We start from the raw sequence: 19,933 nt of genomic DNA on the forward strand, positions 1-19,933 counted from the left end.
GTAAAACCCGAAGTCCGTATTAATTATAGGCTTTGTTGTAATCAGTAGCGACACGTTTGAGTAAGCACTAACGATTGCGTTTCCATATTTTTTCCATCTGAGTAAAGTCCATCTGCGCAACAGTTGCGTTTGAGTAAGGTCCATTTGCACAAACTTGCTAAAAAGTCCATTGAATACTAGATTCCATTCGCATTTAGAATAGGAATAGTAATAGCAATTCCCAGAACTAATAAAATTCCGATTTCAAATTTTCTTTTAGCAGCGTTAGCCAAACCGTAAAAAACAACAGTACTCAACGCCAAATAGATTAATGATAGATATAAGTTAATCTTTGCTCCAAAAATACCTGTGAAAAGTAATGAAAGTATAATATTGAAACTCCAATAAGTTGAAAGTTGATTATTAAAACTCATATAAAAAATCACAGAATTAATTATCAAATAAATAGCTGTGAAGATAATTACACTCTTACTTGGCATTTTATTTTAGCTATTGATTACAACGGTGTCGTGTATGATTTTGTGCGGGCAGAAATGCAGCGCATTTCGGCAGTAGCACAAGGCAATACTTTGTTTAGTTTTTTAATTTTTACTAAAAATACTAATAAAAAGTATTGCCGACGCAAAAAATCAACGCCGCACATCGGACACGCCCAAACCCCGCATAAATTATACACCTTGTTGCCAACAGTTTTCTTTTTGAACTAACATTTTAAAATTCAGTATTTATAATGCTTTACAGCGTTTCGTCAGAATTATTTAGAGCTTAGTTGTCAAATTATTTTTTAGCGCACGTCAAATTATAGTTTTCTTTTTTAAGTGCAGTTTAAGTCAAAATCAGTATAAAGTTCAGCTTATTTACGTCAATTTTTATTTAGCGCTCGTCAGATTTATATATAGAATTTATGTCAGAATTAAGTTGAGCTTTTTTGTTACTTTTTTAAGTTTAGCAAGTCAGACTTTATAGCTAAAACACAGTTTATTGAGCCACGAGATTAATTGTTGGCAACAATTGGATAGCATCATTGATGCTATCCTACTTATGTGCACACTAAGATAATAAATCTTTGATGTCCATAAATGATCTGTCTGCAACATGGGTGTATATTTCTGTGGTTTTGGTAGAGCTATGTCCCAGAAGTAATTGAATGTGTCTAATGTCTGTTCCATTCTCTAAAAGATGGGTGGCAAAACTATGCCTTAACATATGCGGAGTTACTTTTCGCAGAATACCAGCTTTTTTTGCTGCCACATCAACAATATTCAATACACTTGTACCGCTATATTTGCCTCTTTTTGCTCCTTCAAAAAGGTATTTGCTTGGTCTATACTCCTTGTAATACTTTTGTAAATCTTTAAGAATGCTTGGGCTAAGAACACTATACCGGTCCTTATTCCCTTTGGCATTTTTAATATTAATCATCATTCTTTTACTATCGATATCGGTTACCAACAGATTCAAAAGCTCCCCACGACGAAGTCCAGATGAGTAGAGAAGTCCTATAATGCATTTATGTTTTATATTATTGGTACACTCCATGATACTGATGACTTCTTCTTTTGATAGAACCTTAGGTAGTGGATTCTGTTTTCGGGGTCTTTCAATAGAATAGAATCTATTGGGCATGCCTAAAACTATCTCGTAGAAAAATTTGATGCTGTTTACAGCTAAGTTTATATAGGAGTTCGATTTTTTCTCCTGAATCAATTTTTGCAAATAATTCCGAACATCCATTTCATTAAGATCTGTTGGGTCTGTATCGTAATAATGATTTATGAAAGCTTCGAAGCAAGAAACATAATTGCGAATGGTACTTTCCGCATAACGCTTTAGTTCGAGTTTAAGCAAGTACTCTTCCGGACAGTTTTTATAGCCTTTTTTTACTGGTCGATTTCTGATTTTTTCCAGATTTACCTCAGGATTATCCCTATTAACTATGCGTTCGGCAAAAAATAATTTCCATTTACCCAAGCCACTCCACGAAATGTTTTAAATACCAACTCTAGATTGTTTTTATTGTTGGGTATATAGTACATGCCAAATTCCTTACTCCAGCATACATTTGGTAAGGAATCCACCAAGGCCTGTACAACCTTGTTTGTGTTGAACTGAAGACCAATACATTTTCGATTATTGATAAGTAAGTGTTTTAAGGTAATAGAGCGATTCGAATTCATAACGAAAGTTTTGACCAAAGTAGCTGTTACATTTGATATAATCGTATCTTAATCGAATAGAATACGTATAAATACCACTTAATTTATCGGTTATGAGAATTCATAAAGAATGTTTTCATTGTAGTAAAGAATTGGAAGGAAGAACGGACAAGAAGTTTTGCGATTCACATTGTAAAAGTGCTTATCAATATAAAAAAGAAAAACAGAATCCTCATAGGTTTTATAACAAGGTGGATAACCAACTGAAGTTGAATAGGAAGATACTTAAGGAATATAATAAGGGAGGTAAAGTAACAATACGAACTAACCTTCTTTTAGAACTAGGTTTTAACCCGAATTTCTTTACACATTATTGGAAAAACCAAAAAGATGACATCTATCTATTCGTCTATGAATACGGTTTTTTAAAAAAGGAAGAAAACGGAAAAGAGAAATACATTTTGGTCACTTGGCAGGATTATATGGACAAAAACCTAAATAGCACTAATTAGGACCATTTAAAATGTTAAAGTTGGTGAAAAATGAAATGTTGTACCTATGTTGTACCTGAGTCATTTTTTGACATGAAAAAGCCGAGGCAAAACCTCGGCTATCTCCCTTGTACTCGAGATGGGACTTGAACCCATACGGACTAATGTCCATTGGATTTTAAGTCCAACGTGTCTACCAATTCCACCACTCGAGCCTCACAATGTCACGACAGACATTGGAACAAAACGCTGAAAGGAATTTCTGAGCGAAAAACGGGATTCGAACCCGCGACCTCCACCTTGGCAAGGTGGCGCTCTACCAACTGAGCTATTTTCGCATGTTTAGGAACGTGCATCTTTCCCGATGCGGACGCAAATTTAATACAATTCTATAAAATCCAAAGTAAATTTTAGCAAAAGAAATAAAAATAATCAGACGTTAAGAAGTAGCTTTCTTGTTCTTTGTAAGCAATCGTTTTATTTCGTTCAACTTCATTAAGGCTTCAACAGGTGTTAGGGTATCAATATCCAAATGGAGTATTTCTTCCTTGATTTCTTCCAATAATGGGTCGTCTAGATTAAAGAAGCTCAGTTGCATTTCCTGTCCGTTCGGCAGGCCGGTATTTTGGGCGGTATCCAGTTTTTCATTTGTGGAGTCATTGGCATGCGACTGCTCCATCTTTTCAAGAATTTTGTTCGCCTTACGTATCACTTGTTGCGGCATCCCCGCCATTTTTGCCACATGTATTCCAAAGCTATGTTCGCTTCCACCGGGAGTTAGTTTACGCAGAAACAAAACTGTGTCTTTTAATTCCTTTACGGATACGTTGAAATTTTTGATCCTATTGAACGTATCGCTCATTTTATTAAGTTCATGATAATGTGTGGCAAAAAGCGTTTTCGCTCTTGCCGGATGCTCATGCAAGTATTCGGAGATGGCCCAAGCAATCGAAATTCCGTCATAAGTACTGGTTCCTCGACCAATTTCATCAAGAAGTACCAAACTGCGTTCGGAGAGGTTGTTCAAAATGGAGGCAGTCTCGTTCATCTCTACCATAAAGGTAGATTCTCCCATAGAAATATTGTCACTGGCACCCACACGGGTAAAAATCTTGTCCACATATCCTATTTTCGCAGATTCGGCTGGCACAAAACTACCCATTTGGGCAAGTAGCACAATGAGCGCGGTTTGCCGTAATATGGCAGATTTACCACTCATATTGGGCCCCGTAATCATTATAATCTGCTGTTGTGACCGATCTAGCTGTACATCGTTAGCTATGTAGCTTTCCCCTAATGGCAGTTGTTTTTCAATAACCGGATGCCTTCCGTTTTTGATATCAATATCGGTTGAATCGTTGAGTTCCGGAGCAACGTAGTTGTTCTCTTTTGCCAATTGCGCAAAACCGCAAAGACAATCCAATTGCGCAATGAGGTTGGCATTGTTCTGAACAGGAGCAATATACTCTTGCATCCATACCACCAATTGCGAAAAAAGTTGCTGTTCAAGGGAAAGAATACGGTCTTCGGCACCTAAAATTTTAGCTTCGTATTCTTTTAATTCTTCGGTAATGTAGCGCTCGGCATTTACGAGTGTTTGCTTGCGAATCCAGGTTTCCGGTACTTTGTCCTTGTGCGTATTTCGTACTTCAATATAGTAACCAAAAACATTGTTCGATGCTATTTTTAACGACGTAATACCGGTTGCGGTAGTTTCCCTTTCCAGCATTTTATTAAGGTAGTCTTTGCCCGAGGATGCCAATCCCCTTAACTCATCCAATTCTTCCGAAAAACCGGGGGCTATAGCGTTCCCTTTTAAAATATTGACGGGAGCCTCTTCGTTGAGCATCTCCTTTATTTTGGCGCGCAGCATGTCACAGGATTGCAATTGGTCCCCTATAAGGGCCAATGCTTCATTTTTTGAGCTGGAAATAAATTGCTTTACAGGAACAATGGCCTCCATGGAATTTTTTAGCTGCACTACTTCCTTCGGATTTACTTTTCCAGTGGAAACCTTGGAAATGAGACGTTCCAAGTCTCCCATATTACGGATACAGCCTTGCAGTTTTTCAAGCAGTTCCTCGTTTTCGGTAAAATGCAGAACGGCTTCGTGCCTATTTCTTATTTTCTGGACATTTTTAAGGGGTAATGCCAACCATCTTTTTATCATACGCCCTCCCATGGGAGAAATAGTACGGTCGATCACGTCCAATAAAGTCACGGCGTTCACGTGGGTAGAGTGGTAAAGTTCCAGGTTTTTAATCGTGAAACGATCCATCCAGATGTACTCGTCTTCCGCTATTCTTTGCAGTTTGTTAATATGCCGCAACTGTCTATGTTGCGTTTCGGATAAATAATGAAGTACCACTCCGGAAGCAATGATGCCATGGGTAAGGTGGTCTACACCGAAACCTTTGAGTGTGTTGGTCTTAAAATGGTTGGTTAGGTTCTCTAGGGCATAATCTTCTTGAAAGACCCAATCTTCCATATAAAATGTGTGGAATTGCGAACCGAACAACTCGGTAAATTCTTTTTTGTGATTTTTTGAAATTAGGATTTCGTTGGGGGCAAAATTCTGAAGCAATTTATCGATCTGTTCCTCATTGCCTTCCGAAGTCAAAAACTCCCCTGTGGATATATCAACAAATGCAACGCCCAGTTTTTTTCGACCAAAATGCACGGCACAAAGAAAATTATTGCGCTTTGCGGACAAAATATCATCGTTCAGGGCCACTCCTGGGGTCACCAGTTCCGTAACCCCCCTTTTGACTATGGTCTTGGTTTGTTTTGGGTCTTCCAGTTGGTCGCAAATAGCGACCCGTTGTCCGGCCCTTACCAATTTGGGTAGATAAGTATTTAAAGAATGATGGGGAAACCCGGCTAGTTCCGTTCTATCTCCGCCATTATTTCTGTGCGTGAGGATAATACCCAATATTTTGGAAGCTTTTACTGCATCTTCCCCAAAGGTTTCATAAAAATCGCCCACTCTAAACAATAACATTGCATCAGGATACTTGATCTTGATGGTATTGTATTGTTGCATTAAGGGAGTCACCTTTTTTTTTGTCTTGCCGGCCACGTTTTTTATCTACTTATTTTTGCTGTACAAAACGAATATATATCTTTCCCAATGGCATTTGAATTTTTGTTGATATTTAGGGCCGATAGTTGAAAAGTATTCTATGAGAAAGTTACAAAACGAGGAATTGGACAGATTGGATGTTGTCGCCTTTAAACAGATGGCAAAAACACCGGTTATCATTGTGTTGGACAATATTAGAAGTTTGAACAATATTGGTGCTGTTTTTAGAACTGCCGATGCTTTTTTAATCGAAAAGATTTACCTCTGTGGCATAACGGCCCGGCCACCGCATAAGGATATTCATAAAACGGCTTTGGGGGCAACCGAAAGCATGGATTGGGAGTATGCGGAAAACACCTTGGAACTCGTACAAGAGCTAAAGTCCAAAGGTTGTTATACCATAGCTGTTGAACAGGCGGAAAGGGCCACCATGTTAAATAAATTTGAACTGGATGCCGATAAAACCTATGTGCTTGTTTTCGGGAATGAAGTAAAAGGGGTTGCTCAAGAGGTCGTTTCGGCCTGTGACGCTGTTGTAGAAATTCCTCAGTTCGGGACCAAGCATAGTTTAAATATTTCGGTAAGTGCAGGTGTGGTTGTTTGGGATTTTTGGGTAAAATTGAATGCAATAAAAAACCTGGCCTAGGCCAGGTTTTTATGTAAAGTTTGAGTTAGTTAGTTTACTGTTACTTCCACAATAACGTAAATACATTTGTTCTGTGCAAGAAAATTGCCAAATTTGTGTTAAGCATGATGCAGTATGGCGAAATCCTCAATCTGCTCCAAAACCGTTGCATAATCGTTTTTTTTATTTACAAAATCATGTTCGGTAATATCAATAACAAGCTGATTTTCTTTTGGATAGGTCTTCAAATAATCAAAATAACCCCTGTTGATATCCTCCAGATATTCAGGAGCGATATTCTGTTCATAATCGCGTCCTCTTTTTTTGATATTTTCTAAAAGTCTTTCAGTTGTCTGATACAGATACACATAAATTTTTGGCTTTTTTACTTCTTTGTACATAAAGCTAAAAACCTTTCGGTACAATTCAAACTCTTGTTTTTGTAGTGTTACCTTGGCAAAAATGAGCGATTTATAAATATCGTAGTCACTGATCATAAAATTCTTGAAAAGATCAAATTGGCTGGTATCATCGGTAAACTGCTGATAGCGGTCCGCCAAAAAGGACATTTCCAAAGGAAATGCGAAGCGGGCCTGATCTTCGTAGAAATTTGGTAAAAAGGGGTTGTCCGCAAAGCGTTCCAAGATCAACTTGGCATTAAAATCTTCTGCTATTTTATGGGCCAGCGTTGTTTTCCCGGCACCAATGTTTCCTTCTATAGTGATAAATTCCATAGAGGAGAATAATTCATATTTGTTCCTGTATAACTTATTTAAGGTTTTGACGAGCTTTGTTTTATCCGGGCATTCCTGTAATAGGTTTCTTGTATCTTTTTCTAATTTTGGATGATAAAATTGTGGGGCGATATCCGCCAGGGGTTTTAGGACAAACCTACGATTTTGCATTTGCGGATGGGGAACTTTTAGGTCATCGGTTTCTAAAACCTCTTTTCCATAATAGATAATATCCAAATCTATTGTTCTATTGGTATATCCCCCCGAAGCAGCGCGCTCACGGCCCATTTCCCGTTCTATTTTCAGCAACTCGGCAAGCAGTTCTTGTGGCGATTTATCGGTCTTAAGTAAAATACAGGCATTCAGAAAATCTTCCCCTTCAAAGCCCCAAGCGGGTGACTCGTAAAGTCCGGAAGCACCGATAACATTGCCCAATCGCTCATCAATTAAAAAAACTGATTTCTGTAGGTTCAATTTTCGGATACCCTCGTTACTTCCAATAGATAGATAAGCGGATTGCTTCTTGGCCATATTGGAAACAAAATAAATAAAACAATTTCACTTTAGTTATCTTTACGGTCAAATAAAAATTGCAGATCAGTGAACTTTTTACGAAACTTTTTGGCGGCTATCTTGGGCTGTCTATTCGCTTTTGGTATCCTTTTTATCATGTTTTTCATCTTCGCAAGCCTATTGGGCTCCGGTGAGGATAAGGTGTCGGTAAAAAATAATTCTATATTGGAGCTTCAATTGCAAAGGCCCATTGCGGATTACACGGGTAAGAACGATTTAAATCCTTTTGGAGGTTTGTTCGAGGAATCACAAGGGCTGGACGAAATTTTACATGCCATAGCCGTTGCCAAGGATGATGAACGCATCAAGGGCATCAGCATCAATAATAATTTTGTAATTGCCGGTCTGGCGCAGGTACAGGCAATCAGAAAAGCTCTGGAGGATTTCAAAAAAGCGGATAAGTTCATCTACACGTATTCGGATTTTTATATGCAAAAAGATTATTATTTGGCAAGTGTATCGGATTCAATCTTTATGAACCCGGTAGGTGCCATGGATTTTAAGGGACTTTCCAGTGAGGTGCTTTTCTTCAAGGAATTACAGGAGAAGACCGGTGTAAAGATGGAGGTAATAAGGCATGGGAAATATAAAAGTGCGGTAGAGCCTTATTTGGAAAACGAGATGAGCGAATCCAATAGGACCCAAATCAAGGAATTGATACAGTCGCTATGGAATTCCATGGTAAGCGATATTGCTACGGGAAGGGGTATTTCTGAAACAGATTTGAACCGTATTGCGGATACTTTAGGGGGCCGTTCCCCGAAGATGGCCAAACGCTCGGGACTTATAGACGATATTGTTTTTTATGATGAATATGAGGCTAAATTGGCCGGTAGGGTCGGAAAAGAGAATCGGAAGGATTTGGAATACGTCTCTTTGGATGAATATACCAAGTATTCCAACAAAAAGGTACTGCAATCCGGGGGAGATAAAATAGCGGTAGTTTTTGCACAGGGCGAAATTTTCTACGGAGAAGGAGGCCCGGATATTATTGGACAAGGAATTATTAACGATGCCCTGATAAAAGTGCGTGAGGACGAAAATGTAAAGGCGGTGGTCTTGCGGGTAAATTCCCCCGGTGGTAGTGCGTTGACCTCGGATATTATTTGGCGAGAGGTAGAACTTTTGAAAGAAACGAAGCCCGTAGTGGTCTCAATGGGGAACGTGGCCGCTTCTGGGGGGTATTATATTGCTGCGGGTGCGGATAAGATTTTTGCCGAACCTACTACGATTACGGGTTCCATAGGTGTTTTTGGTACGGTCCCCAATATAAGCGAACTGGCAAAGGATATCGGTATCAATGCGGAACAAGTAGGGACCAATACGAATTCTGTGGATTATTCTTTGTTCGAGCCGATGTCCGATAATTTCAGGGAAGTAATAAAGGAAGGTATAGAACAGACCTATCAAACTTTTTTACAGCGTGTTTCCCAAGGGAGGGACATGACTATAGATGAGGTGGATGAAGTTGCGCAAGGACGTGTATGGAGTGGGGTAGATGCCAAGCGTTATGGACTTGTGGACGAACTGGGCAATTTGGAAGATGCTATTGCCGAGGCGGCTAAAATGGCAGAACTTGGCGATTACGGAATAAAGAAATATCCAAAGTACAAATCGGCTTTTGAACAATTTATGGAAGATTTGGGCGGTGCCAGTGCAAAGGCAAAACAGCATGTAATCCGTGAGGAAATTGGAGAGGAAACCTACATGTTGTGGAAAGAGGTTAAAAATGCTACACAACAAAAAGGAATACAGGCCAGAATGCCCTTCTCATTGAACATTAAGTAATTTATGACGCAAACGGATAGGCTGCTTGCACGCAAAATTTACCTGTACCTTGGGGCGTTGTTCATTACCTCGCTAGTAGTATCCAATCTTATTTTTCAGAAATTCTTTTACTGGAATCCATTTGGTGAGGTTTCTATATTCGGGGCCCCGTTATTCGAGATTTCAGTGGGCATCCTCCCTTATCCTATCACATTTTTGATTACGGATTTAATTTCAGAAATCTTTGGAAAGAAAAAGGCGAACCAAATTGTGGTTGCAGGGATATTTGCATCTGTATTTTCCTTGGCTATCGTATATACTTCTAACGCAGCGCCCGCCACGTCCTGGTCACCGGTGTCGGATTCATTGTTCACCTCGGTCTTTGGGAATACGATTATCGCTGTTTTCGCTTCTATGATGGCCTATTTGCTGGCGCAGTTCGTAGACATTCAAATTTATCACTTTTGGAAAAATCTGACCAAGGGCAAATACCTATGGCTAAGGAATAACTTTTCTACTTTTTCATCCCAATTGATAGATACATTTACGGTAGTAGTATTATTATGCTCTTTTGGAGAGATTCCTTGGGAGAGATTCACGGGACTTGTCATCAGCGGTTTCATTTTTAAGATAATAATAGCATTTATTGACACCCCTTTTTTGTATCTCTTCGTATATCTTTTGAGAAAAAGGTTCAAATTGGCCATTGGTCAAGAAATTGACTTGGACGCATAATAATATACGGAAATAAAAGTTTTAAAGAAAAATCGTACAAACGTATGAAAAAGAAGATACTAAGAATTGTTGGAGGTATATTTTTGTTGGTGTTGTTATTGCTTGTTGCGGTTCCGTTTTTTTTGGAGTCCAAGATCGGTGATATTCTCAAAAACAATGTCAATAATAACGTCAATGCTACACTTGATTTTTCCGAGGCTAATCTGAGTCTTCTGAGTAGTTTTCCCAATGCTTCCGTGAGTTTGGAGAACGTAAGCCTTGTCAACAAAGAACCGTTCGCTGGCGATACTTTGTTCGCTGCGGATAATGTAGCGTTGCAAATGGGGATTATGGAGCTTTTTAAAGGTCAGGGAGAACCTATTTCTATTTCAAGATTTAATGTGGATAAAGCTTTATTGCATATTAAATTGGATGAGGAAGAAAATGCAAACTATGACATTGCCAAGGAAAGCTCGGGCAATACTGAAACAGAATCGGGGTCGACCGACGGATTTTCATTCAATATGGAATCTTACGAAATCAAGGAGTCCATCATCAAATATGATGATTTCTCAACGGGCATTCATCTGGAAATTTTGGATATGAACCATGAAGGTAAGGGAGATCTGTCCTTGGCAAATTCTGAATTGGACACTCATACCGATGCGTTGGTCTCCTTTGAGATGGATAGTGTTAACTATTTGAATAAGAACAAAGTAAAGCTGAACGCGCTTATTGGCATCGATTTAAATGAAAATAAATATTCTTTTTTGGAGAACGAGGCGGTGGTGAATCAATTGCCTCTTGTTTTTGAAGGTTTTGTGAAGGTGATGGAAGAAAGTCAAGAGATAGACATCAATTTCAAAACACCATCCTCGGATTTCAAGAATTTCTTAGCCGTGATTCCGGAAACCTACTCTAAAAATATTGAAAACGTAAAAACTACCGGGAATTTTATTTTGGAAGGTAAGTTCAATGGAGTGGTAGATGAAACCCATATTCCAAAATTCAATATTAAGATCAATTCGGATAACGCATCTTTCAAATATCCGGACCTGCCGAAAGCCGTAAGCAATGTTTTTATTGATGTTGAGGTGAACAATACAACGGGAATTGCCGAAGATACTTTCGTAGCCATAGAAAAACTATCTTTTAAGATCGATGAGGACAAATTTAATATGACCTCAAAGATTACGGAATTGTTGGGCAACACTAAGGTGAAGGCACATGTGGACGGAAAAATGAATCTGGCCAATATATCTCAAGCCTATCCCGTACCGGCAGATATGAAACTCAAGGGAAAGTTGAACGCGGATATTAACACCGCTTTTGACATGGCTTCCATAGAGAAAAAGCAATATGAAAATACGGCAACCTCCGGTAGTATGGACGTTCAGGATTTTGAATATGCGGCTGCCGAAATTCCTAATCCTGTTGTGATTAAGACCACTGCCTTGACCTTTAATCCTAAAACCGTTACGCTCAATAAATTGAACGGAACCACAGGTAAAACCGATTTTGATGTTTCCGGGACCATTTCCAATTTCTTAGGGTACCTCTTTAATAATGAAAAAGTTAAGGGGAACTTCAATTTAAACTCCAATGTGTTTGCGCTGAATGATTTTATGACAGAAGAAGGAAATGAGACTACGGGAAATGAGGAAAAAAGCACCGGTGAAACAGCTGAGGAGCAAATAAAGATTCCGTCTTTTTTGGATGCTAATTTCACCGCAAATGCCAATACGGTAATCTATGACAACATCAATCTAAAAAATGTAAAGGGAACTTTGAGGATCAAGGATGAAAAGGCCATTCTAAGTAATATGACCTCGTCTTTGTTTGATGGTAAAGTGGCTTTTAACGGAGAAGTCTCCACCAAAAATGAAACGCCCACTTTTGCCATGAAATTGGGAATGGACCAGCTGCAGATAGGAGAGACTTTCAAGTCTTTGGAACTTTTTAAAGTACTGGCGCCAGTAGCCAAAGTATTAAAGGGAAAATTTAGTTCCGATATTTCCCTCGCAGGAAATCTGACCAATGATTTTAGCCCGGATCTGCTCTCTTTAACGGGAGATGTGCTGGCCAATGTATTAACGAGGGAAATTAGCCCAGATAGTTCGCCAATACTTTCTGCTCTGGATTCCAAGTTGGATTTTATCAATCTGGATGAATTAAACCTGAAGGAACTTAAAACAAAACTAAGTTTTAAGGACGGTTTGGTTTCCGTTAAACCCTTCAATATTAATTATAGGGATATTGTAATCAGTGTTGATGGAGGCCATACGTTCGATAGTAAAATGAATTATAAAGCAACCATGCAAGTGCCGGCCAAATATCTGGGGAAAGAAGTGAATAATCTTATTGCAAAAATCGATGATGCAGAGTTACAGGATTTGACCATTCCAGTAACCGCAAACATTGGAGGAATGTACAATAGCCCGGAAGTAACAACGGATTTGACCTCTGGCATTAAGGGATTGACCAATCAATTGGTTGAAATTCAAAAACAAAAATTGCTGAACAAAGGAAAGGATAAGGCCAAAGATTTGATCGGGGATATATTAAAAGGGGATAAAAAGGATTCTACGGCCACAAAAGACCCTACAAAAGATGCCGTCAAAGATGTTTTAGGGGGTATTCTCGGAAAGAATAAAAAAGATTCTACAACGGTGGACTCCATACCTGTAAAAAAGGAAGAAGATACAGTAAAGGAGAAGGCTAAGGATATTTTGGGTGGTCTTCTCAATAGGAATAAAAAGAAAGACACAGCTAAGACGAAGAAAGATTCAAGCAATTAATGAATACTCAACCCTACGTAGTATCCCTCACTGCCTCTCACATTAAATACTGTATTATCCTCAAAAATGAGGTACTGCCCTTTTATTCCTTTTAGTCTGCCTTCAAAATTTGGAGTTTTGTCCAAGTTTAGGCTCTTTACTTTTTCAGGATATCTGAGTACGGGATATTCCAGATTGGTCTCGGCATTGTTTTCAATGAAATAAGGAGCTGCTTCCTCTGGGATATATGGTTTTAATTTATTGCGCCATGTTTCTAAATCCTCATCATCCACGGTGTTGGTCAACATTTTCCGCCAATTGGTTTTATCACCAATGTGGTCTTTCAGGGCAACTTCCGTGATTCCTGCCAAATAACGGTTGGGCACTTCTACAATTTCTATGGCCTCATGTGCTCCTTGATCGATCCACCGTGTTGGTACTTGGGTCTTTCTGGTAACTCCAACTTTAATGTTGCTGGAATTTGCCAAATAGACGATGTGGGGTTGTAGCTGTACTTTTTTTTCATATGCCAGATCTCGGTCTTCTTTGTCCAAATGTGCCGTACTTAATTCAGGCCGCATAATCCAATCCCCAGCGGAAGGAATCTCAAAAAAACAGGTTTTGCAGAAACCTTGGCGATAGATAGGTCTGTCATTTCCACAATTTAAACATTGAAATTTTTTTAAATCGATTTTTATCGTCTTGTCCAAAACTTGGTTCACGTTCAGAAAGTCAGCTTCAAAAACAAGATAATACTGGATCGGGCTTCCTATTTCGGTCTGCATTTTTCGTAATACCCCTTCGTATTGCATAGGTGACGGTAAATATTGGTTCAATTTGAAAATGATGGGTATATACCCTATTTTAGAGACCTAAAGATACCCAAAAATGCCGATTCCGCTCTTTAATTCTATAGCTTCATGGTTGCTAAAAAAGCGCTATCACCAAATAGAACTTTTTTTAAAATATCCCGAAGAAGTTCAGGAAGAAGTATTACTTCAATTATTGGAAATTGCAGAGGATACCGAAATAGGAAGGACATATGATTTTGAATCCATAAACAACTACGAAACTTTTAGAGAACGGGTACCCATTGTTTCCTATGAGGATTTTGAACCGATGATAGAGCGAACCCGAAAGGGCGAACAAAATCTTTTCTGGCCTACCACCGTAAAACTATTTGCCAAGAGTAGTGGCACAACAAATGCAAAGAGCAAGTTTATCCCAGTAAGCTCGGAAGCGTTGGAAGATTGTCATTTTAAATCTGGGAAAGACTTGTTATGTCTTTATTTGAACAACAATGAAAACTCACAGTTGTTTACCGGGAAAAGTTTACGATTGGGTGGGAGCAAAGAGATTTATGAGGACAATGGCTCTTTTTTTGGAGATCTTTCCGCAATATTGATAGATAACATGCCTTTGTGGGCAGAGTTCAGTAGCACGCCCAGTAACAAGGTTTCCTTAATGAGTGAGTGGGAAAGTAAACTAAAGGCGATCATTCAAGAAAGTGTTCAGGAAAATGTTACCAGCTTGGCCGGTGTGCCCTCTTGGATGTTGGTTTTGCTGAACAATTTGTTAGAGGATACGGGAAAGGAAAACCTATTTCAGGTATGGGAGAATTTGGAAGTTTATTTTCACGGTGGAGTAAGTTTTAGTCCTTACAAGGAACAATACAAAAAACTATTGCCTAAAAGGGATTTTAGGTACTATGAAATTTATAATGCGTCCGAAGGATTTTTTGCCATACAGGACAGAAATAATGCAGACGATTTATTATTGATGTTGGACTATGGAATTTTTTATGAATTTATCCCAATGGATGTTTATGGCACTGAGCAACAACGGGCAATACCACTTTGGGAAGTGAAAGTAGGCAGAAATTATGCTATCATCATAACGACCAATTCTGGCCTATGGCGGTACAAAATTGGGGATACAGTTCGGTTTACTTCTAAAAATCCATACAGAATTAGGGTAACGGGAAGAACTAAACATCATATTAATGTTTTTGGGGAAGAACTCATTATAGAAAATGCAGAGGAGGCCCTAAAAAGTGTTTGTAAAAAAACAGGAGCACAGATAAAAGATTATACCGCAGGGCCAATTTTTATGTCCGGTAAAGAAAAAGGGGCCCATGAATGGATTATAGAATTCAGAAAGTGCCCGGAAGATTTGAACTATTTCACAGAATTTTTGGATAATGCCTTGAAATCCTTGAATTCGGATTATGAGGCCAAACGATACAATAACACTACACTTAAAATGCCCAAGGTTCACATTGCTCGTGAAAATCTTTTTTATGATTGGCTCAAAGAAAATGATAAACTTGGAGGTCAACATAAAATCCCTAGACTCTCCAATAGGCGGGAGTACATAGATGAGTTGCTTCGGGAGAACTCATCATCATAATACTGTTAATCAATAATGTATTTCATCTATGATACTTGCTGTACGTCAGTAGGTACGGGTCTATATCGATAAAAAGCGTACCTAGAACAATTAAATATCGGATTCTAACGTTAATGAAAGAATTTAGACAAACAGTTCCCAAACTAAAAATAGAATAAACTACAATTATGGCTGAGAGATTAGTAATCGTTTCCGATATGTGGGGCGCAAAAAAAGGACTTTGGATTACCTCATACTTAGGATACCTACAACAATATTTTGACATCACCTTTTACGATAGCCAACAACTGGCCAATCTTGACATAGCCGTGCAAACGGAAGAAAATATTCACAATGCCTTTACCAAAGGAGGTATAGAAACCGCGGTAGCCCATCTACTTAAAAAAGAACAGCAACCAAGTTATTATCTTGCTTTTAGCACTGGAGGAACTATTGTTTGGGAAGCCGCCCAAAAAGGACTTCCTGTAAAATCATTGTATTGCGTTTCCGCTACAAGGATCAGGTTAAAGAAATCCAAACCTTGTTTACCGTTCACATTATTATATGGTGAAAATGATGCTTTTAAGCCCAGTGAATCTTGGGCAGAAAGTATGGATGTTGAACCAGAACTGATCGCAAATTTTGGGCACACCCTTTATACTGATGAAAAAGTGATTCAGAAGGTGTGTTTGGATTTGTTGCAAGAAGTAACACAAATACAACCCGCAATAAAAAAGGTAGTTTAAGAAACTGCCTTTAATTTTTTTACCGTTTCGTAAGATAGTTTTTGTTCGGCGTATGCCTTGGAAACTTTAAACTCTCCTTCACCGCTACTTGGCATTTCAAACATGGCATCCGTGAAGATCGCTTCACATAATGAGCGTAATCCACGCGCGCCCAATTTGTATTCTATCGCTTTTTCTACAATATAATTTAGGGCTTGTTCCGTTATGGTAAAATTGATATCATCCATGGCGAAAAGCTTTTCATATTGTTTTATGATTGCATTTTTCGGTTCGGTCAAAATGGCCCGGAGTGTCTTTTTATCCAAAGGGTTCATATGGGTAAGCACGGGAAGCCTTCCGATAATTTCGGGAATAAGCCCAAATTCTTTTAAATCCTTTGGGATGATGTATTGCAAGATATTGCTTTCGTCCAACTGCTCATCCGCTTTGGAGGCACTATAACCAACAGCCTGAAGATTCAATCGTTTTGTAATGGCCCTTTCAATACCATCAAAAGCCCCACCGGCTATGAATAGAATATTTTCGGTATTGACCTCAATGAATTTTTGATCGGGATGTTTGCGACCACCTTTTGGCGGAACGTTCACTACAGTACCTTCCAATAATTTCAATAATCCCTGCTGCACTCCTTCCCCGGATACATCTCTAGTAATGGATGGATTATCGCTTTTACGGGCAATTTTATCGATTTCATCAATAAAAACGATGCCTCTTTCCGCTTTTTCAAGATTGTAATCCGCGGCTTGTAACAATCGGGTCAAAATACTTTCTACGTCCTCACCAACATATCCGGCTTCCGTAAGTACGGTTGCGTCTACAATGGCCAAAGGAACATTGAGCATTTTGGCTATGGTTTTGGCCATTAAGGTTTTTCCGGTACCTGTTTGCCCCACCATAATAATGTTACTCTTCTGTATTTCAATATCATCTTCTTTTGATGAAGGTTGTAATAATCTTTTATAGTGATTGTAGACAGCAACGGACATTACTTTTTTGGTACGTTCTTGACCGATGATAAAAGTGTCCAAAAAGGATTTGATTTCCTGTGGTTTTTTAAGGACGAGTTCAGAGGAAAGATCGTTCGTTTTGGTCTGTCTGGATTCCTCTGCAACAATACCGTGTGCCTGTTCAATACAACGATCGCAAATATGCGCATCCAGACCCGCTATCAATAAATTGGTTTCCGGCTTTTTTCTACCACAAAATGAACATTCTAAATTTTCCTTTGCCATAACGTCTTTTCACTATCTTGAACATAAAACGAAGCAATTTCGTTTTTGGTTCAAAAGAATCATACAATTTTGGATTATAGGTCGCGATTAGTTTTTATCCCTGACTAAAATCTCATCGATCATACCATATTTTTTTGCCTCATCTGCCTTCATCCAATAATCACGGTCACTATCTTCATGAACCTTCTCCTTGGTTTGTCCTGAATGGCTGGCAATGATGGCGTAGAGCTCTTCCTTGAGTTTCAAGATTTCCCTTGCGGTGATTTCTATATCGCTCGCCTGACCTTGGGCTCCCCCCATCGGTTGGTGAATCATGACCCTGGAATGGGTAAGACCGCTACGTTTTCCTTTTTCGCCCGCACAAAGGAGCACGGCTCCCATAGAGGCTGCCATTCCCGTACATATGGTTGCTACGTCAGGCTTTATGAACTGCATGGTGTCGTAGATGCCCAGACCTGCATATACGCTCCCTCCCGGAGAATTGATATAAATTTGGATGTCTTTAGAGGCATCCGCACTTTCCAGGAACAATAATTGTGCTTGTACAATGTTGGCTACTTGATCGTTGATTCCCGTCCCCAAGAAAATAATACGGTCCATCATCAATCTAGAGAAAACATCCATCGCGATGGCGTTTAACTGTCTTTCCTCTATAATGTTAGGGGTCATATTGACGGGATACATGCTGCTCATTATTTTGTCATAATAAGTACTGCTGATGCCCTGATGGTTTATGGCGTAATTCTTGAATTCTTTTCCGTAGTCCATAAATTTTTTAAATCGATTTTTTTATAAAAAAAGGTGCCGAAAATAGATTTTCCGGCACCGTAAAGATACTTAAATTATTGTTTGAAAACTACCCGTAAACTTCTTTCACGAAGTTTTCATAAGTGACTTCTTTAGTCTTTAGATTCCCTTTTTCCTTATAAAGGTTCAATAATTTTTGACTCATTAATTGCTCTGACAGTCTTTTGACTTCATCTTGATTACCAAGAACCCTAGCGGCAATATTGTCCAGTTCCTCTTCTTTGGGATCCATTTGTCCAAATTGGGCCATCTGGGATTTTATAAAGCCTTTGGCGAATTCTTTCAATTCATCAAATTGTACCTGAAGATCATTATCCTTTATGATTTTACCTTCGATCAATTGGTAACGTAATCCCTTTTCGGATTTTTGGAACTCTTCGCTGGCTTCCTCTTCGGAAAGGGGTTTTTCACCGGTCATTTGTATCCATTTGGTCAAAAATCCGGCAGGAAGTTCAAATTTCGTGTTTTCGATAAAATACTCCGTAATATCGTTCAAAAGCTTTTGATCTGACTGCTGCTCAAATTGTTTCTCGGAATCTTCTTTAATACGAGCTTGTAATTCTTTCTCTGAAGTAATACTATCTTTTCCAAAAAGTTTATCGAACAACTCCTGATTTAATTCAGCTGGTTCTCTTTCGTTGATTTCAGTAATGGTGAAGGAAACTTCAATATTCAATTTTTCTGATTTTTCCTTTGAAATGCCCAAAATGCTAGACAGTAAATGATCCTCTTTTAAAAGCCCTTTTGTTTTTAGGGCAACCGTATCGCCTACTTTTTTGCCAACCAGTGCCTCGATTGCCTTTTTGCTTTTGAGTTGATCCATTTCTAAAAGTGACTTATTATCTATTTCCTCCTCTTCATTCAAAAATTGACCGGATACTTCGTCCTTTTTCCCTACTACATCTTTGGAAACCAATTTTCCGTATTGCTTTTGAATACGGTCTATCTGCTCGGAAACCATTTTTTTGTCGGCCGTAATCTTATACTGGGTAATGGCTTTTTTCGTCTTTAATGGAACTTCAAATTCCGGAGCCAGCCCCAGTTCGAATTCAAAGGCCAGTTCATCCGTATCCCAGTCAAAATTATCCTGTTGTTTAGGTAATGGATTTCCTAGTACATCCAATTTTTCTTCCGTCAGATACTTGTTCAGGTTATCTTGAAGCAACTTGTTTACTTCATCGACCAAAACAGCTTTTCCGTATTGCTTTTTAATAAGCCCCATAGGAACCTGTCCTTTTCTAAAACCAGGGATATTGGCCTGTTTTCTATAGTCTTTTAGAATAGTATCTACCTTGTCCTGGTAATCTTCCTTCGTCAATGCTACGGTGACTACTGCGTTTAAATTGTCTATCTGCTCTTTTGTAATATTCATCTCTACTTTAAGATTTGCTTTTCTAAAATGGGTGGCAAAAATACTATATTTTCCTTATGCTAACAACTTTTTAAGCTATTGAAAATCAAATAGTAACTCAACTTTTTTTGTCCTCCTTAAGAAGCGAGTATAAAATGGACTGAAGCAAGGATAGCAATAGGCTGAAAATGATTGCCCATAATACCCCGTCTACTTGAAAACCACCTATGAAATGGGCTGCCAGCAAAATGATAATTGCATTGATGATCAGTAGAAATAGGCCTAAAGTCAGGATGGTAATGGGTAAAGTCAAAATGACCAAAATAGGTTTTACCAAAAAGTTTAAAATACCCAATACCAATGCTACTATGATTGCCGTAGTAAAATTGTCAACCCCAACTCCCGGTAGTACATAAGATAGTATAATGACTGCCAAGGCGCTTAATAGAATTCTAAGAATTGTTTTCATAATAATATGTTTATAATGAAT

17 protein-coding genes and 2 tRNA genes are annotated in these 19,933 nt (G+C 38.7%); 8 read left to right on the plus strand and 11 right to left on the minus strand.

The window, feature by feature from the left end:
• Positions 1-395: 395 nt before the first annotated feature.
• The gene (locus ACKWBX_RS04140; RefSeq protein WP_413967390.1) at positions 396-707 is read left to right on the plus strand and encodes a hypothetical protein; all 312 of its coding nucleotides are present in this window, start codon (positions 396-398) and stop codon (positions 705-707) included.
• Positions 708-1,050: 343 nt separating this feature from the next.
• Here the strand turns inward: ACKWBX_RS04140 and xerA are convergent, their stop codons facing one another.
• Positions 1,051-1,971: a site-specific tyrosine recombinase/integron integrase gene (xerA, locus tag ACKWBX_RS04145; RefSeq protein WP_413967391.1), complete on the minus strand. Its 921-nt coding sequence runs from the start codon at positions 1,969-1,971 to the stop codon at positions 1,051-1,053.
• Complete coding sequence (locus tag ACKWBX_RS04150; protein WP_413967392.1) at positions 1,935-2,177, minus strand: hypothetical protein; 243 nt, start codon at positions 2,175-2,177, stop codon at positions 1,935-1,937. Before ACKWBX_RS04150 ends, xerA begins: the two co-directional genes overlap by 37 nt.
• A gap of 92 nt (positions 2,178-2,269) precedes the next feature.
• Here ACKWBX_RS04150 and ACKWBX_RS04155 point away from each other — a divergent pair, with 92 nt between their 5' ends.
• Positions 2,270-2,668, plus strand: coding sequence for a hypothetical protein (locus ACKWBX_RS04155; RefSeq protein WP_413967393.1), 399 nt, complete (start codon positions 2,270-2,272; stop codon positions 2,666-2,668).
• A 110-nt stretch (positions 2,669-2,778) separates the two neighbouring features.
• On the opposite strand, the gene ACKWBX_RS04160 is transcribed toward ACKWBX_RS04155, so the two are convergent.
• From ACKWBX_RS04160 to mutS, 3 genes are all read right to left on the minus strand, one after another.
• Positions 2,779-2,862: transfer RNA gene (locus ACKWBX_RS04160), tRNA-Leu, on the minus strand.
• A gap of 50 nt (positions 2,863-2,912) precedes the next feature.
• A tRNA-Gly gene (locus ACKWBX_RS04165) sits at positions 2,913-2,985 on the minus strand.
• Between the two features lie 101 nt (positions 2,986-3,086).
• Complete coding sequence (mutS, locus tag ACKWBX_RS04170; RefSeq protein ID WP_413967394.1) at positions 3,087-5,690, minus strand: DNA mismatch repair protein MutS; 2,604 nt, start codon at positions 5,688-5,690, stop codon at positions 3,087-3,089.
• Between the two features lie 139 nt (positions 5,691-5,829).
• Here mutS and ACKWBX_RS04175 point away from each other — a divergent pair, with 139 nt between their 5' ends.
• Complete coding sequence (locus ACKWBX_RS04175) at positions 5,830-6,375, plus strand: RNA methyltransferase (protein WP_413967395.1); 546 nt, start codon at positions 5,830-5,832, stop codon at positions 6,373-6,375.
• 98 nt (positions 6,376-6,473) lie between these two features.
• Here ACKWBX_RS04175 and folK read toward each other — a convergent pair whose 3' ends face one another.
• Complete coding sequence (folK, locus tag ACKWBX_RS04180; protein WP_413967396.1) at positions 6,474-7,619, minus strand: 2-amino-4-hydroxy-6-hydroxymethyldihydropteridine diphosphokinase; 1,146 nt, start codon at positions 7,617-7,619, stop codon at positions 6,474-6,476.
• A gap of 69 nt (positions 7,620-7,688) precedes the next feature.
• On the opposite strand from folK, the gene sppA reads away from it, so the two are divergent.
• The 3 genes from sppA to ACKWBX_RS04195 are packed head-to-tail and all read left to right on the plus strand — an operon-like array spanning position 7,689 to position 12,940.
• Positions 7,689-9,449, plus strand: coding sequence for a signal peptide peptidase SppA (gene sppA, locus ACKWBX_RS04185; protein ID WP_413967397.1), 1,761 nt, complete (start codon positions 7,689-7,691; stop codon positions 9,447-9,449).
• A gap of 3 nt (positions 9,450-9,452) precedes the next feature.
• The gene (locus ACKWBX_RS04190) at positions 9,453-10,163 is read left to right on the plus strand and encodes a queuosine precursor transporter (protein WP_413967398.1); all 711 of its coding nucleotides are present in this window, start codon (positions 9,453-9,455) and stop codon (positions 10,161-10,163) included.
• A gap of 44 nt (positions 10,164-10,207) precedes the next feature.
• On the plus strand, positions 10,208-12,940 hold the full coding sequence (locus ACKWBX_RS04195; RefSeq protein ID WP_413967399.1) for an AsmA-like C-terminal region-containing protein: 2,733 nt from the start codon (positions 10,208-10,210) through the stop codon (positions 12,938-12,940).
• Here the strand turns inward: ACKWBX_RS04195 and ACKWBX_RS04200 are convergent.
• On the minus strand, positions 12,937-13,731 hold the full coding sequence (locus ACKWBX_RS04200) for a DUF2797 domain-containing protein (RefSeq protein WP_413967400.1): 795 nt from the start codon (positions 13,729-13,731) through the stop codon (positions 12,937-12,939). The genes ACKWBX_RS04195 and ACKWBX_RS04200 overlap by 4 nt on opposite strands.
• Before the next feature lie 76 nt (positions 13,732-13,807).
• Here ACKWBX_RS04200 and ACKWBX_RS04205 point away from each other — a divergent pair, with 76 nt between their 5' ends.
• Complete coding sequence (locus ACKWBX_RS04205; RefSeq protein ID WP_413967401.1) at positions 13,808-15,328, plus strand: GH3 auxin-responsive promoter family protein; 1,521 nt, start codon at positions 13,808-13,810, stop codon at positions 15,326-15,328.
• Positions 15,329-15,495: 167 nt separating this feature from the next.
• On the plus strand, positions 15,496-16,053 hold the full coding sequence (locus tag ACKWBX_RS04210; RefSeq protein WP_413967402.1) for a dienelactone hydrolase family protein: 558 nt from the start codon (positions 15,496-15,498) through the stop codon (positions 16,051-16,053).
• On the opposite strand, the gene clpX is transcribed toward ACKWBX_RS04210, so the two are convergent.
• The 4 genes from clpX to ACKWBX_RS04230 all read right to left on the minus strand — a co-directional run bounded on the left by clpX (position 16,050) and on the right by ACKWBX_RS04230 (position 19,912).
• Positions 16,050-17,285: an ATP-dependent Clp protease ATP-binding subunit ClpX gene (gene clpX / locus ACKWBX_RS04215; protein ID WP_413967403.1), complete on the minus strand. Its 1,236-nt coding sequence runs from the start codon at positions 17,283-17,285 to the stop codon at positions 16,050-16,052. The two genes, ACKWBX_RS04210 and clpX, sit on opposite strands and share 4 nt — an antisense overlap.
• Before the next feature lie 87 nt (positions 17,286-17,372).
• Entirely contained in the window at positions 17,373-18,053 is a 681-nt protein-coding gene (gene clpP, locus ACKWBX_RS04220; protein ID WP_413967404.1) for an ATP-dependent Clp endopeptidase proteolytic subunit ClpP, read from the minus strand.
• Between the two features lie 88 nt (positions 18,054-18,141).
• The gene (gene tig / locus ACKWBX_RS04225; protein ID WP_413967405.1) at positions 18,142-19,464 is read right to left on the minus strand and encodes a trigger factor; all 1,323 of its coding nucleotides are present in this window, start codon (positions 19,462-19,464) and stop codon (positions 18,142-18,144) included.
• Positions 19,465-19,561: 97 nt separating this feature from the next.
• Positions 19,562-19,912 carry a phage holin family protein gene (locus tag ACKWBX_RS04230; RefSeq protein WP_413967406.1) on the minus strand — a complete coding sequence of 117 codons (351 nt, stop codon included), beginning with the start codon at positions 19,910-19,912 and terminating at the stop codon, positions 19,562-19,564.
• Positions 19,913-19,933: the final 21 nt, after the last annotated feature.

This window comes from Maribacter algae, from assembly GCF_047345745.1.
GTDB lineage: Bacteria > Bacteroidota > Bacteroidia > Flavobacteriales > Flavobacteriaceae > Maribacter.